The 13,666-nt window shown below is 34.8% G+C and carries 10 protein-coding genes; 9 read left to right on the plus strand and 1 reads right to left on the minus strand.

Annotation, left to right across the window (positions count from 1 at the left end):
• Positions 1-217: 217 nt before the first annotated feature.
• From BM012_RS04480 to BM012_RS04490, 3 genes are all read left to right on the plus strand, one after another.
• Positions 218-3,001: a bifunctional diguanylate cyclase/phosphodiesterase gene (locus BM012_RS04480; RefSeq protein ID WP_064504975.1), complete on the plus strand. Its 2,784-nt coding sequence runs from the start codon at positions 218-220 to the stop codon at positions 2,999-3,001.
• Between the two features lie 470 nt (positions 3,002-3,471).
• On the plus strand, positions 3,472-4,770 hold the full coding sequence (locus tag BM012_RS04485) for a glycosyltransferase family 2 protein (RefSeq protein ID WP_082802527.1): 1,299 nt from the start codon (positions 3,472-3,474) through the stop codon (positions 4,768-4,770).
• Positions 4,771-4,786: 16 nt separating this feature from the next.
• Positions 4,787-6,136, plus strand: coding sequence for a nucleotide sugar dehydrogenase (locus tag BM012_RS04490; protein WP_082802528.1), 1,350 nt, complete (start codon positions 4,787-4,789; stop codon positions 6,134-6,136).
• Positions 6,137-6,507: 371 nt separating this feature from the next.
• Here BM012_RS04490 and BM012_RS04495 read toward each other — a convergent pair whose 3' ends face one another.
• Positions 6,508-6,975: a VanZ family protein gene (locus BM012_RS04495; protein WP_064504976.1), complete on the minus strand. Its 468-nt coding sequence runs from the start codon at positions 6,973-6,975 to the stop codon at positions 6,508-6,510.
• A gap of 172 nt (positions 6,976-7,147) precedes the next feature.
• Here BM012_RS04495 and BM012_RS04500 point away from each other — a divergent pair, with 172 nt between their 5' ends.
• The 6 genes from BM012_RS04500 to BM012_RS04525 all read left to right on the plus strand — a co-directional run bounded on the left by BM012_RS04500 (position 7,148) and on the right by BM012_RS04525 (position 13,592).
• Positions 7,148-7,876, plus strand: a complete 729-nt coding sequence (locus tag BM012_RS04500; RefSeq protein ID WP_061803410.1) for a CpsB/CapC family capsule biosynthesis tyrosine phosphatase — start codon at positions 7,148-7,150, stop codon at positions 7,874-7,876.
• Positions 7,877-8,223: 347 nt separating this feature from the next.
• Positions 8,224-9,114, plus strand: a complete 891-nt coding sequence (gene galU, locus BM012_RS04505; protein WP_061803411.1) for a UTP--glucose-1-phosphate uridylyltransferase GalU — start codon at positions 8,224-8,226, stop codon at positions 9,112-9,114.
• Positions 9,115-9,604: 490 nt separating this feature from the next.
• Positions 9,605-10,333: a YveK family protein gene (locus BM012_RS04510; RefSeq protein ID WP_061803412.1), complete on the plus strand. Its 729-nt coding sequence runs from the start codon at positions 9,605-9,607 to the stop codon at positions 10,331-10,333.
• On the plus strand, positions 10,326-11,024 hold the full coding sequence (locus BM012_RS04515) for a CpsD/CapB family tyrosine-protein kinase (RefSeq protein ID WP_061803413.1): 699 nt from the start codon (positions 10,326-10,328) through the stop codon (positions 11,022-11,024). The genes BM012_RS04510 and BM012_RS04515 overlap by 8 nt, the downstream gene beginning before the upstream one ends.
• A gap of 98 nt (positions 11,025-11,122) precedes the next feature.
• Complete coding sequence (locus BM012_RS04520; protein ID WP_061803414.1) at positions 11,123-12,877, plus strand: sensor histidine kinase; 1,755 nt, start codon at positions 11,123-11,125, stop codon at positions 12,875-12,877.
• Positions 12,855-13,592, plus strand: a complete 738-nt coding sequence (locus BM012_RS04525; protein WP_061803415.1) for a LytR/AlgR family response regulator transcription factor — start codon at positions 12,855-12,857, stop codon at positions 13,590-13,592. Before BM012_RS04520 ends, BM012_RS04525 begins: the two co-directional genes overlap by 23 nt.
• Positions 13,593-13,666: the final 74 nt, after the last annotated feature.

The following is a 13,666-nucleotide window of genomic DNA, read 5'->3' on the forward strand; positions in this document are numbered from 1 at the left end:
ATCATCACCTTTAGATACTTTCTAGATAATAATTAGGAACTCCTTCTCTTCTATATAGAAAAAGTTTAGGATTTGTAAACAGGATATAAGGATGATCTCAAATGTTTTAAATGTTTAAAATATACATTAGGAGGAGTTTAATTCTTAACAATATCTTTTTCTGACCGATATAGAAGTTAGAAATTAGTGCATGTTAAGAAAGGAACGAACAAACAATATGAACGATGCTGGGCCTTTTCACGGTCACTATAATGTGTGGCTTGTTTTTCTATCATTTGCTATTGCTATGGTTTCAGCCTATGCGTCATTTAGTTTTGCAACCCGACTTAGGTTTCAATCGAAGCAAGGAGAGCGAATTTGGCTGTGGAGCGGATCTTGTGCACTTGGAATGGGGATTTGGTCAATGCATTTTGTTGGAATGCTTGCTCCTTCTCTACCTCTAAATGTGCATTATCATATAGGATATATTGTTGTTTCGATTCTCTTTGCAACGGCTGGTTGTTACTTAGCTTTAGCCTATATTCATTATGGGGAAAATTCTTTATTTGCTTTATTATTTGCAACTTTTTTTATGGGGAGTGGCATTGTTCTCATGCACTATATTGGAATGAGTGCAATAGCGTCAGTTATAGTGTCATATACTTCCTCAAAAGTTTTGTTATCTATTTGTATTGCTTTCATAGCATCGTTTATCGCATTGAGGATAGCATTTTATACTAACTATCAACTAACATGGAAAGTGAAACTAATTTGCGCGGCTTTTATGGCAATAGCTATTACAGGAATGCATTATATGGGAATGAACGCGGCTCAGTTTTATCCAAAAGAAGTGGATACAGCGGTGGGTTCATATATCAATCCTGCTTTCTTTTCAGTTGTTATTGCTATTTGTATTATGACAATGTTTTCAATGATTTTCCTTACTATATATATGGACGAGCGAACTAAACACCAGCATACTCTTCAACAAGCTATTTTTCATTCTTCAACAGAAGCTATTTTCATTACGAATGAGGAAGGCAACATACTTGGTATAAATGAAAAAGGTGAAGAGTTTTTTCATATTAAAAAACAAGAAGTAAGTGGCAAACCTATTACTAATTTTTTGTCTTTTTTAACAGAGGTCTCATCCTCTTCTCGAGATCAGATTTATAGCACTATATTTGTTAATGATAAACAATACCGAATTTGCGTTAACATTACGAAAGCAACTTTTGAATTTATGGAGCAGTATATTATTTCAGTAAGAGATGTAACCGAAGAACATTTACAAAAAAAGCAGTTAGAAGAAGCAACGAATAGATATCGCAGTCTTTTCGATGTTTCTCCGCTCTCAATTGTGCTTCATAAGGGAGAGGAAATTATCTCTGTTAATGCTCGGTTCTTAAAAATGTTGCACTTTGAACATGAGAAGGAAATTGTCGGACGAAATATTACAGAATTTATAGATAAAAGTCAGCGTCAACACATTAAAAGTCGAATTGATCAATTTATGAAATTAAAAGACGAGGATAGCTTTTTTATAGATGAAGTGAAAGTGAAAACGAACCAGAATCATTATCTTTCAGTTCAAGCAACGTCGATTGTGATTATTATGAATGGGGAAAATTACATTCAAACAATTACTCAAGATGTAACGGAAAATCATCGTGCTAAAGAGACACTTCAATACTTGAACTCTCATGACAGTTTAACAGATCTACCAAATAGAACGCTTTTTCATCAAATTGTTAAGCAAGATTTATGGAAAGTGCAACAAGAAAATAAACAAGCTTTTATGCTCTCAATTGATATTGATCGCTTCAAGCAAATTAACGATGCTATTGGTCATCATGGTGGAGATCAGGTATTAATTGAAGCAACAAGAAGAATAAAGAGCTGCTTGGGTAGCACTGATACGCTTTCTCGAATGGGTGGAGATGAGTTTATGTTGTATTCCCCCCAAGCAAAAGAAGAAGTATTTCAGTTAGCGGATCGACTTTTAGAGGCATTTGTACCACCATTTATTGTTAATAAATACAAATTGTATCACAGTGTTAGTATTGGAATAAGTGAGTTCCAAGAAGATGGAGTTACAGTTGAAACGCTAGTACGAAACGCAGATCTTGCAATGAACGAGGTAAAGAAGTTAGGGCGAAACGGTTGGAAATGCTACGAGCCCCTTATGAAGACATATGTAAATAGAAGAATGGAAATTGAAGATGGACTTAGACAAGCGTTGAAAAAAAACGAGTTTGCGCTTCACTATCAGCCGAAAGTGAACATTATAAAGGGAGAAATCGTAGGAGTGGAAGCCCTTATTCGCTGGAATCATCCTGAGATGGGATTTTTATCTCCAGGCGAGTTTATTCCTATTGCAGAAGAAAGTGGACTTATTGTGCCAATGACGCAGTGGGTACTCAGAGAAGCGTGTTCTCAAGGAGTACGTTGGAAGGAAGAAGGTTTTTCTTCTTTAAAGATTAGCGTTAATATATCAAGCGTTGAGTTTGCGGAACCATCTTTTGTTGACATGATTCTTAATATCCTAGAAGAAACAGGGTTTTCTCCAAACAAACTTGAACTAGAAATCACAGAAAGTGTAGCTATGAAACATGTAGATCTTGTAATTGAAAAGCTTGTGAAATTGAAGAAACACGGTATCTCGATTGCTATTGACGATTTCGGAGCAGGATATTCATCCTTTAGTTATTTAAAAAGACTTCCTATTCATACGCTAAAGATTGACCGTTCTTTCATTCAAAATCTTTATACAGATTCAAGAGAGGCAGCTATTGTGAGTTCTATTATTTCACTTGCTAAAAGTCTTGATCTATCCATTGTTGCAGAAGGAGTCGAGGAAAGAGACCAAGCTCTTATTTTACACCAGGAGAAATGTGATGAAATTCAAGGGTACTATTTTTCACGTCCTATCCCCCCTGATGAGTTGAAGAAAGTAGCCGGTGATATGTGGGAAAAGATTAAAGATTGCCAAAAAGAAAATGTTTCTTCACTTAGCTTATAGGTCCTAATGCTTCATACGTTTATCACCAGGAGAGGCAAAAACATCTGTAGTCTTAGTTAGAAAGATTTAGTTTATAAGAAGCAATCCACTCATTTATATGAAGAAATATTTTCACAGTAAGAGATAATATCGGAAGAGATATGAAGATTTAAAAAAGGGAGTTCTCTATCAAGGAGAAGCTCCCTTTTTCTATGCGTTACAAGGAAAAGGAAGCTCTTAGAAAAATAAACAAAGTTCTTTATATAATGTATTTTTATATAATAATTATTCCTTTTTTTATGATTTGAAAAGGAAGAGAAATTCCTTTTTTAACCACTCATTCCAAAGGAAATTATGGGAATAATTACGTTCATTTGTCTCGTTGACTATTTTTATCTCAGTATAATATATTGTTAGACATGAAAGTTGAGACCAAAACAGAAAAGCTTACTTTGTTTTGTGTACAAGCTTGTAAAGAGGAGGTTAAAGACGTGGATGTACAACCTTTAAAGAAAGAAAAAACGTTCAATTCTAATCGTGATACATATGGGCAAAAAACGATTGTAGTTGCGTTATTTATTGGACTTGTGTGCGTATTGTTCTATGTAAATGCAACAATCAAAGGAGGATTCAACATTTTCCTTGGCATATATGGGAGCATTATGGTCACATATATGGTTGGAAAAATGGCTCTCTCTTTTTGGTACAATCCTAAAAAAGAAGAACCAATTGAGCACAAAGTCTCAGCAATTATTCCCTGCTACAATGAGAGTCCAGAGTCAGTTATGGCTACTGTGGATAGTCTTCTTAAACAGGATTATCCAATTGAAGAAATTATGATTATTGATGACGGAAGTAAAGATATATCTGCTTATAAAGCGATGGTGAATTTCAAGAAAGAATATGAGAAGACAGCTCACAATACAGCTCTTATTGTCCATCGTCTAGAGAAAAATCAAGGAAAGCGTCACGCACAAATTTGGGGATTCAAAAGGGCTAGAGGAAATATTATTGCAACAGTAGATTCTGATGCATACCTTTTTCCTGATGCTATTCGTGAACTTATCAAACCTTTCAACGACGAAAAAGTAATGGCCACAACAGGTCACGTAGGAGCTCGAAACCGAGAAGATAGTTTGTTTACAAGGCTAATAGATATGCGTTATGACAATGCTTTTCGTGTTGAGCGATCAGCGCAGTCTGTTACAGGAAATATTTTAGTATGTAGCGGGTGTTTTAGCGCTTACCGTACAGAAATGATTTTAGAAAACATTGAACATTATGAAAATCAAATGTTTTTAGGGGAACCTGTGCAGTTTGGAGATGATCGCTGTCTTACAAACTATGCCATCTTAAAAGGAAAGACTATCTATCAATCAACGGCACGCTGTATTACAGATGTACCATCAACACTTAGACAATTTATTAAGCAACAAGTGAGGTGGAACAAGTCCTTTTTTAGAGAAAGTCTTATTGCATTAAAGATAGGTTTTAAAAAACCACGAACACTAATTTGGGTTCTCCTTGAACTTATTATGTGGTTTATGTTTGGTTTTGTCATTATTGGAAGTATTATTATTAAATCCGCTACAATGGGTTATATTTTGCTAGTTTATTATCTTTTCTACCTAAGCTTGTCAGCTTATGCAAGAAACGTTTTCTATGTTTTGCGCTATCCACATATCTTTTTGTTAGCACCAATATATGGGTTAATTCATATTTGCATTTTATATCCACTTCGACTTTATGCTCTAGCAACAATCAAGTCAAATGGTTGGGGAACAAGATGAAAAAGGAGGGCTTTTTATGGCTACAACTGAAAAGATGCTTTCTACACTAAATGAGAAAGCTCAAAATCATCATTACAAGCAATTATGGCAGAAAATTCAGTCTAAGGAAGCGAAGATTGGTATATTGGGACTTGGCTATGTTGGTTTGCCAAATGCTGTAGCGAAAGCTGAGAACGGTTATTCTGTTATCGGGTTTGATTTAGATGAAATCAAAGTAGAGAAAGTAAACAGAGGGATAAGTTATATTAATGATGTAACTCAGGAGGAACTTCAAAAAGTTGTACAGCACCGCTATTTGCAAGCTACTGATGATTTTTCTCAATTAAAAGAAGTGGACGTTGTTCATATTTGTGTTCCAACTCCTATTGATAAATATAAGCAGCCTGATTTAACATATGTAGAAAATTCATCACTTTCTATTGCTTCCCATGTTTCAAAAGGTACGCTTGTTATTTTAGAAAGTACAACATATCCGGCCACAACGAGAGAATATGTTGTAAATGCTCTTGAGGAAAAAGGCTTTCTCGTTGGGGAAGATATATTTGTAGCATATTCTCCAGAGCGTATTGATCCAGCAAATGCATCATTCAATGTTAAAAATACACCTCGTATTGTAGGGGGAGTAACAGAGAAATGTACACAACTCGCCTTAGAAGTACTTGGAGGAGAAGTGAGGGCTGTGTCTTCTCCTGAGGTTGCAGAAATGTCGAAGGTATTTGAAAACACATTCAGATACGTGAATATTGCACTTGCTAACGAGTTAGCTCTTGTATGTGAGCGAATGGGGATTGATGTATGGGAAGTAATTAATGCAGCAGCTACAAAACCGTATGGGTTTATGCCTTTTTATCCAACAGCAGGTGTTGGAGGTCATTGTATACCTGTTGATCCGCATTACTTGTCTTTTAAATCAAAGGAATATGGTTTTAATACAAGGATGATTAATTTAGCAAACGAAGTAAATGGCAGCATGATTCATTATACTGTACGACGCATTCTTGAAATCTTAAACAATGAAAATAAATTTCTAAAAGACAGCAATATTGTTATACTAGGTGCTGCTTATAAGAAGAATATAGGAGATGCACGAGAATCAGCTGTTTATATGCTGTATGAAGAATTAAGCACATTAGCAGCAAATGTAAGCATTCAAGATAATCATGTTGAAGTTATAAAGATAAATGATAGAATAGTTGAAGTGGAAAATGTTAATTATGAAAAGATTAAAGAAGGAGATCTTGTTATTATTTTAACAGATCATGATGATGTTGATTATGAACGGGTTGAGAAGAATGCTCAGATTATCTTTGATACAAAAAACGTGTATCAATCTAAAAAGAACAGTCCAACCTATTATAAATTGTAAAAAGTCGAGTTGAAAAACTCGACTTTTATTGTTCATTATGTAATAAAAACTTTGTATACAGTCCTTTTCACCTAGTTATTAAAAAGGATTTTTGTGGATCTTATTTACTAATTGTGGCAAAAAAAGAATCTTTTTTCCTATCCCGTATTTATTCCTTATCCTTTATCATAGTGATAGTAACCTGCAATTGTAGGAACTTAACGAGATTTAGAAAATGGGGCTCGTGCACTAAGAATATGGATAATAAACGATTAGTAAGCAAACTTTGTTGAAAAGTAGAGAAGCTCGTAGAAATGAAATTCTTGTCGATAGATATCACAAAGAAAATCAATTTCAGAATTCGATATAAGCAAAAGGCTGCTAAGAAATTTCTAGCAGTCTTTTGCTTTATGTATAATTGAACTGCGTTTTTTTCTTATTTTTACGGCAATAAGGATGAACAAAAATGCCGCAAGAGAGTCGAAAACTACGTCCATTATTCTTCCATCTCTATTAACGATAAAGGCTTGATGGATCTCATCAGTGAAGGCAAAAAGAGCAGCAAAAACTGAAGCAAGCCAAGGTGCTTTCTTATTTGGTTTTAAGTTCAAAAGAAAAAGCAAACCAACGGATCCAAAAAAGAGGAAATGAGCGAGCTTACGTGCAATAAATTCAGCACTACTATCTAATTCCCAAGGTTCATAAAAATCACTTGGAGGAACAAGGATAGTTCCAAGCGTTGCATTTGGTTTGAGTGATGGAGAATGGACCCATGTTGTTGGGTCTGTGGCTTTAATCCCTGGTGTGTTTGAAGCATAAAAGATGCTAATTAATACAAGAAATAAAAGCAATTTACGCACGTTTTTCACAGCTTTCTATATAGAGATTCCTTTCTATATTATCGATAAAAATAAAAAAAAGCAATTTACAGAATTTGTCGAAAAAGAGAGATGGAAAACTAAGCTATAGTTTAGAAGTTCGTGATACGATAAATTAAAAACAAATTTATATATTAAGAGGTTGATGTTGAATATGATCGATACCAATTGTCTATTAATGAGTCATTCAAAAATGAAGTCTTGTTCAAATACAGAAATGATTTCGAATGCAAGAGAAATGGTGCAAGAAGGAATAACAAACGTTATTGTATTAGTGAAAAATGAAGATGAGGCATCGTCTGTAAAAGAGCTAAGCAGACTGTTAGCAAAAGAATCACTTCCTCTAAAACTTGAAATCATTAGCTTGTGTGAGTTGAACGAAGCTCTTTTTTATGAGACGAAACAGGGAAATGTTTATACATTAGGAAAGAGAGAACGCTATGTCTATATTGATTATGCAGTAGAGAAAAATCAATTTGAAATTGAAAAGATTTTTTATGACCTGCAAATGAAAGGCATTGTTCCTATTATTCCTGCTCCTGAAGCAATGGAGATTTTTCAAAGTCAGCCTAATCTTCTTTATGAATATATTAAAAAAGGAGCGCTTTCTCAAATTAGCATAGCAAGTTTACTTGGTAAGAATGGGCGCAAAGCAAAGAAGTTTGCTGTTAAATTCTTAAATGCTAACCTTGCTGATCTTGTTGGCACAGCTTATATGGACGAGTACATTTCTCTTCAGGAAGGATATGAGTTTATAGCAAAAAAATTTGGAGAAAGTACTGCTATTAAACTTCAGCGTAATGCCTCATCATTACTCGTAGGAGAATCGATTATAAGAGAAGAGCCAGAGCGAATTTCTTCCAGACGTTTGTTTCTTCTCTAGTGGAATGTAAGGAAATAGTTTACAATAGAGATTGAATGGATGCTTTTATTACGAAAGTTTTTGTGGTAGTATTAGTGATGTTTTGTTTGATTCTTTTATACTAGTTCAAAGGTTCTGTATTTCAGGTTTATAATATGAACGAATTAGGGACCTGGGCAATTAAATACAAAACAATAGAGATGAGAAGTTTAACTTTTCTCCAGTAGAGATATAAAACATAATGCTAATACTTTTAAATGCATGGATTTTAAATTGCATTTCATAATCTACATAATATAGAAGGGAAAATCCTTCATATTTAAAGTGATAGATTCTACTACAAAATATAGAGCTAATGGAGGAACATAATGAAAAAAGTCAGAAAAGCTATTATACCTGCTGCAGGCCTTGGAACAAGATTTTTGCCAGCTACAAAAGCAATGCCAAAAGAGATGCTTCCAATTGTAGATAAGCCGACAATTCAGTATATTGTGGAAGAAGCTATCGAATCAGGCATAGAAGATATCATTATTGTAACTGGTAAAGGAAAGAGAGCTATTGAAGATCACTTTGATAATGCACCTGAACTTGAACGTAATTTAGAAGAAAAAGGAAAACAAGAGCTACTTGAAGAAGTTCGTAAAGCTTCTAATATAGTAGATATTCATTATATTAGACAAAAAGAGCCAAAGGGACTTGGTCATGCTGTATGGTGTGCGCGTAACTTTATTGGTGATGAGCCCTTTGCTGTTTTACTTGGTGATGATATTGTCCAAGCGCAAAAACCTTGCTTACGCCAGCTAATGGATGAATATGAACAAACCCTTTCTTCAGTTATCGGCGTTCAACAAGTACCAGAGGAGCAAACTCATCGATATGGAATTGTTGATCCAATTTCAAGTTCTGGCCGACGCTATCAAGTAAAGAACTTTGTAGAAAAGCCAGCTCAAGGCACGGCTCCTTCAAATCTAGCTATTATGGGGAGATATGTATTTACACCGGAAATCTTTATGTATCTTAAGAACCAAGAAGTTGGAGCAGGTGGTGAAATTCAATTAACAGATGCTATCCAAAAGTTAAATGAAATTCAACGCGTTTTTGCATATGACTTTGAAGGCAAACGTTATGATGTAGGAGAGAAACTTGGATTTATCCAAACAACACTTGAGTTTGCTTTACAAGATCCTGCCTTAAAAGAATCAATGTTAGAGACAATGGAACAGCTTTTACAAAAAGAGAAAATTACAGAAAAAAAATAACCGTCCCTTATTTTTAAAACGGTGAAAAATGTACCCCTCCTTAGCGGCTATTCTCCGTTTTTTACTTTAATAGAAACTAGACTCCTCACTTTTATTTCGAAAAAGTAGGAGTCTATAAAATGCTTCATGAAAAGACTTATACATGTTGTTTTCTCTCTTTATCCGTATCCTTTTTTATGTTTCTTAAAAAATATACTCTTTTTGTTACGGTCTCACCTTATTTCCCTCCTCTTGAACAATCCAAAGGGGCCGAAGTTCGCCTACATATAATATGAAGAGAACAAAATACTGTACTACAATATCATCTAGAAGAGGTAAAGTATTAGTATTTTAAAATTATAATTTATTTTTTTGTAAACAAAATGATAAGGTTGTCGATATTTAAGTTGTAGTAAAAAGGGATTTACCTATACTTTATTTTCCTATAGCTATTCTACTAGGACTGGAGTATAATACGATGTGTAAATTTTAACAAAACTAGGAGGTTAACATGGAAGAAACGATTAGTCTTCGTGAGCTGTTTGCAACGTTGAAGAAAAGATTAAAACTAATCATTATTATTACGTTAGCAGCAGGTTTAATTAGTGCCATTATAAGCTATTTTGTTTTGACACCTGTGTATCAGAGTTCAACACAAATTTTAGTTAACCAATCAAAAGACGGTCAACAGCTCTATGAATCTTATCAAATTCAGACCAATTTACAGCTTGTGAATACATATACTGTTATTATGAAGAGCCCAGCTGTATTAGATAAAGTAAAGGAACAACTAGATTATCAAGGTAGTTTAGCAGGTAAAATTCAGGTTACATCAGAACAAGATTCCCAAGTCCTTTCTGTAACTGTGCAAGATAGCGATCCGGAACTTGCAGCAAAAATTGCGAGCACAACCGCGACTGTATTTAAATCAGAAATTGCAAAAATTATGAAGGTTGATAATGTTACAATTTTATCTGTCGCCCAAATCCCCGATTATCCAATTAAGCCTAATAAAATGTTAAATGTAGCTATTGCTCTTGTGGTAGGACTAATGACAGGGGTAGGACTAGCCTTTTTACTAGAATACTTAGATAATACAATTAAGAATGAGAATGATATTGAAGAATTACTAGGACTTCCAGTAATGGGTGTTGTTGCAAAAGTAGATGGGAATGCTAATCCAACAAAGCAGTCAAAGTTAGGGCTTCGTAAGACAAGGAGGGAAACATACGGTGCTTAAAAGAAAAAAAAGTAGTGTTCAGCAAACAACAAAGCGTAGCTTAGTTGCTCATACAACACCAAAAGCGCCGATTGCTGAGCAGTATAGAACAATTCGAACAAATATTGAATTTTCTAGTGTTGATCAAAATATCCGCTCTCTTATGATTACATCAGCAAGCCCAAGTGAAGGGAAGTCAACAACAACAGCTAACTTAGCAACCGTATTTGCTCAGCAAGGAAAGAGAGTATTGCTTATTGATGCTGACCTTCGAAAACCAACTGCTCATTATACTTTTCGTGCAGAAAATTTCAAAGGGTTAACAACTGTTTTAAGTAGAAAATCTACATTGGCGGATGCTATTCAAACAACGGAAGTAGCTAATCTAGATTTACTTTCAAGTGGACCTATTCCACCAAATCCATCTGAACTAATCGGCTCTCAAGTGATGAAAAATATGCTAGAAGAAGCATATGAAAATTATGATTTTATTATCTTTGACACACCTCCTATCTTATCCGTGACAGATGCTCAAATTTTAGCAAACCAATGTGATGCCACGATTCTGGTTGTAAAAAGCGGTAGCACGGTTATTGATACAGCGCTGAAGGCGAAAGATCTTTTGCAGAATGCGAAAGGAAAACTGCTTGGAGTTGTACTGAATGAAAAGAAAGTAAACATTGGTGAATATTATTATTACGGCCAGAGCTAAAAGCTAGTCATATGACTAGCTTTTTTTTATAATTAAAAGATTTATTTCTCTATATTTCGCAATTTTCGATAAACTAAAAAGAAAAGGAGATAATAAGATTGATTCATCTTGTTCCATTAATGATTGAACGCGTTGGCGTTATTGTGATTGCTGCTTTCATTCTTGCTCAAATGAAGTCATTTCGGCAAGTTGTTCAACATGAGCAAGGAATAAAAGAAAAGCTATTCATTTTATTTATCTTTGGTGTCTTTGGAATAATTAGTAATTATACTGGAATTGAAGTTCATCAACGTGAGATCACTGCAAGAACATGGATTGATGAAATTGGAACAGAAAATGCAATTGCTAACACAAGAATTATGAATATTGTTATAGGAGGAATATTAGGCGGTCCTTTAGTTGGAGGAGGAGTTGGAATTATTGCCGGGTTTCATCGCTATTTACTTGGTGGCTACACAGCATTTTCTTGTGCTATTTCTTCCGTTATTGCCGGGTTTTTTGCTGGTATAGTAGGAAAGTATTTTAAAGGAAGAATTACAACATCACCTTGGTTTGCTGTTACGATAAGTATGTTAATGGAAGTACTACAAATGATTATTTTGTGGGGTTCTGGGTTTAGGAGACTTGTTGAAACAATTGGAGTTCCTATGATTTTATTGAACGGTCTTGGCGCTTTTCTCTTTATGCTAATTATTATTTCAATATTAAGAGAAGAAGAACGAACGAAAGCTTTTCAAACACATCAAGCTATGAAAATTGCAGAAGAAACGCTTCCCCATTTTAGAAAAGGACTTAATAAACAGTCTTGTAAAAGGGTAGCAGAAATTATGTTGAAGAGAACAGAGGCAGATGCAATAGCTGTTACAAATGAAAAAGAAGTGCTTGCACATGTAGGAGTGGCGGAGGATCATCACATTGCTCCGGGAGATTTTGCTACAGAATTAACAAAGAAAGTACTAAAAAGAGGTGAAATTTTAACAGCTCATAGTAAAAGAGATATTTTATGTTTTCATCCTGATTGTCCTTTACAAGCAGCAGTAGTTCTACCATTAAAACTCCATGGTGGAACAGTTGGAACGTTAAAACTTTATTTTGTTAGTGCGAATAAACTAAATAAAGTAGAAAGAGAGTTAGCTGAAGGTTTGGCAAATCTTTTCTCTGTTCAACTTGAATTAGCTCAAGCAGAAAATCAAGGGAAACTTTTGAAAGATGCTGAGATTAAAGCTCTTCAAGCACAGGTTCATCCCCATTTCCTTTTTAATGCTATTAATACTATCTCAGCTCTCTGTCGTGTCGACGTTGAAAAAGCTAGAGCCCTTCTTTTAGAATTAAGTCGGTATTTCAGAAGAAATTTACAAGGAGCAAGGCATATTCTCATTCCTTTTGAAAAAGAGCTTCAGCACGTTCGTGCATACTTGTCGCTTGAGCAAGCGCGTTTTCCGGACAAATATAAAATTAAATTCAATATTGAGGAGACTCTTAAAGAAGCCCTTATCCCGCCCTTTATTCTTCAACCACTTGTTGAGAATGCTGTTCGACATGCTTTGTCAGCGCGGAAGAATGGGGGAGAAATTATAATAGAAGCTTATACAGAACAAGGAAAATTGATCATTAGCGTTCAAGATAATGGGCATGGCATTTCAAGCGAGAGATTATATATGCTTGGAAAAGAACCAGTACATTCAAGTGAAGGGACAGGCACAGCCCTTTACAATATTTCTGAAAGATTGCAAGGGATTTATAATGAAGAGGCTTTATTTCAAATTAAAAGCATGGAAAACGGCACAAAAGTTACAATCACTGTACCATTGAAAGGAGACTATAAAAAAGATGTTGAAAGCTTTTATTGTTGATGATGAACCTCTTGCTAGAGATGAGTTAGCATATTTGTTAAAGAGAAGCCGAAAAGCAGAAGTTATTGGAGAGACAGACTGTTTCGAAGATGCAGTAGAGAAAATTAAAGAGCTCGCTCCAGACGTTGTTTTTTTAGACATTGAACTAACTGAAAAAAGCGGTCTTGAGTTAGCGAACAAACTTCAATCTTTCAGTAAAATTCCAGCTATTATTTTTGCGACCGCGTATGATGAATATGCACTGCAAGCCTTTGACTTAAGTGCTTCCGATTATGTATTAAAGCCTTTTGAAGAGGCGCGTATTCATCAAGCATTAGACAAACTTGTGAAAAACTATGCTGCCCGGGATCTAATAGTAGAAGAGCCACCCCCTCATTCTTTGAAGAATTCCGGCAAAATAGCGGTATTAGAAGAGGAACGCATTATTCTACTAGATTTTAAAGAGATTATATATATAGGTGCTCTTGATGGTAAAACCATTGTAAAGACGTTTAATGATCAATTTGTTACAAGTGAGACGCTTGTTTCCCTCGAAAAAAAAGCGACTGCCTTTTCCTTTATTAGAGTGCATAGAAGCTATCTTGTAAACTTTCAACATATTGTAGAAATACAGCCGTGGTTCAACTCCACTTATAATCTTTTAATGAAGGAGCATTCGACTATTCCTGTTAGCCGTACTTATGTGCGACAACTTAGAGAACTTTTAGGTTTTTAGTATGCATTTCATAACGCTTTTTTGCTTTTTTATTTCCTCTCTAGAGCATTTCAGCATGAAAACGATATGAATGC

The organism is Priestia endophytica DSM 13796 (genome assembly GCF_900115845.1).
Classification (GTDB): domain Bacteria; phylum Bacillota; class Bacilli; order Bacillales; family Bacillaceae_H; genus Bacillus_I; species Bacillus_I endophytica.

What these genes read in the sequence shown, in the direction of transcription:
- BM012_RS04480 (WP_064504975.1), top strand. Translation starts at nt 218, where the DNA reads ATGAACGATGCTGGGCCTTTTCACGGTCACTATAATGTGTGGCTTGTT.
- BM012_RS04490 (WP_082802528.1), top strand. Translation starts at nt 4,787, where the DNA reads ATGGCTACAACTGAAAAGATGCTTTCTACACTAAATGAGAAAGCTCAA.
- BM012_RS04500 (WP_061803410.1), top strand. Translation starts at nt 7,148, where the DNA reads ATGATCGATACCAATTGTCTATTAATGAGTCATTCAAAAATGAAGTCT.
- galU (WP_061803411.1), top strand. Translation starts at nt 8,224, where the DNA reads ATGAAAAAAGTCAGAAAAGCTATTATACCTGCTGCAGGCCTTGGAACA.
- BM012_RS04510 (WP_061803412.1), top strand. Translation starts at nt 9,605, where the DNA reads ATGGAAGAAACGATTAGTCTTCGTGAGCTGTTTGCAACGTTGAAGAAA.
- BM012_RS04525 (WP_061803415.1), top strand. Translation starts at nt 12,855, where the DNA reads ATGTTGAAAGCTTTTATTGTTGATGATGAACCTCTTGCTAGAGATGAG.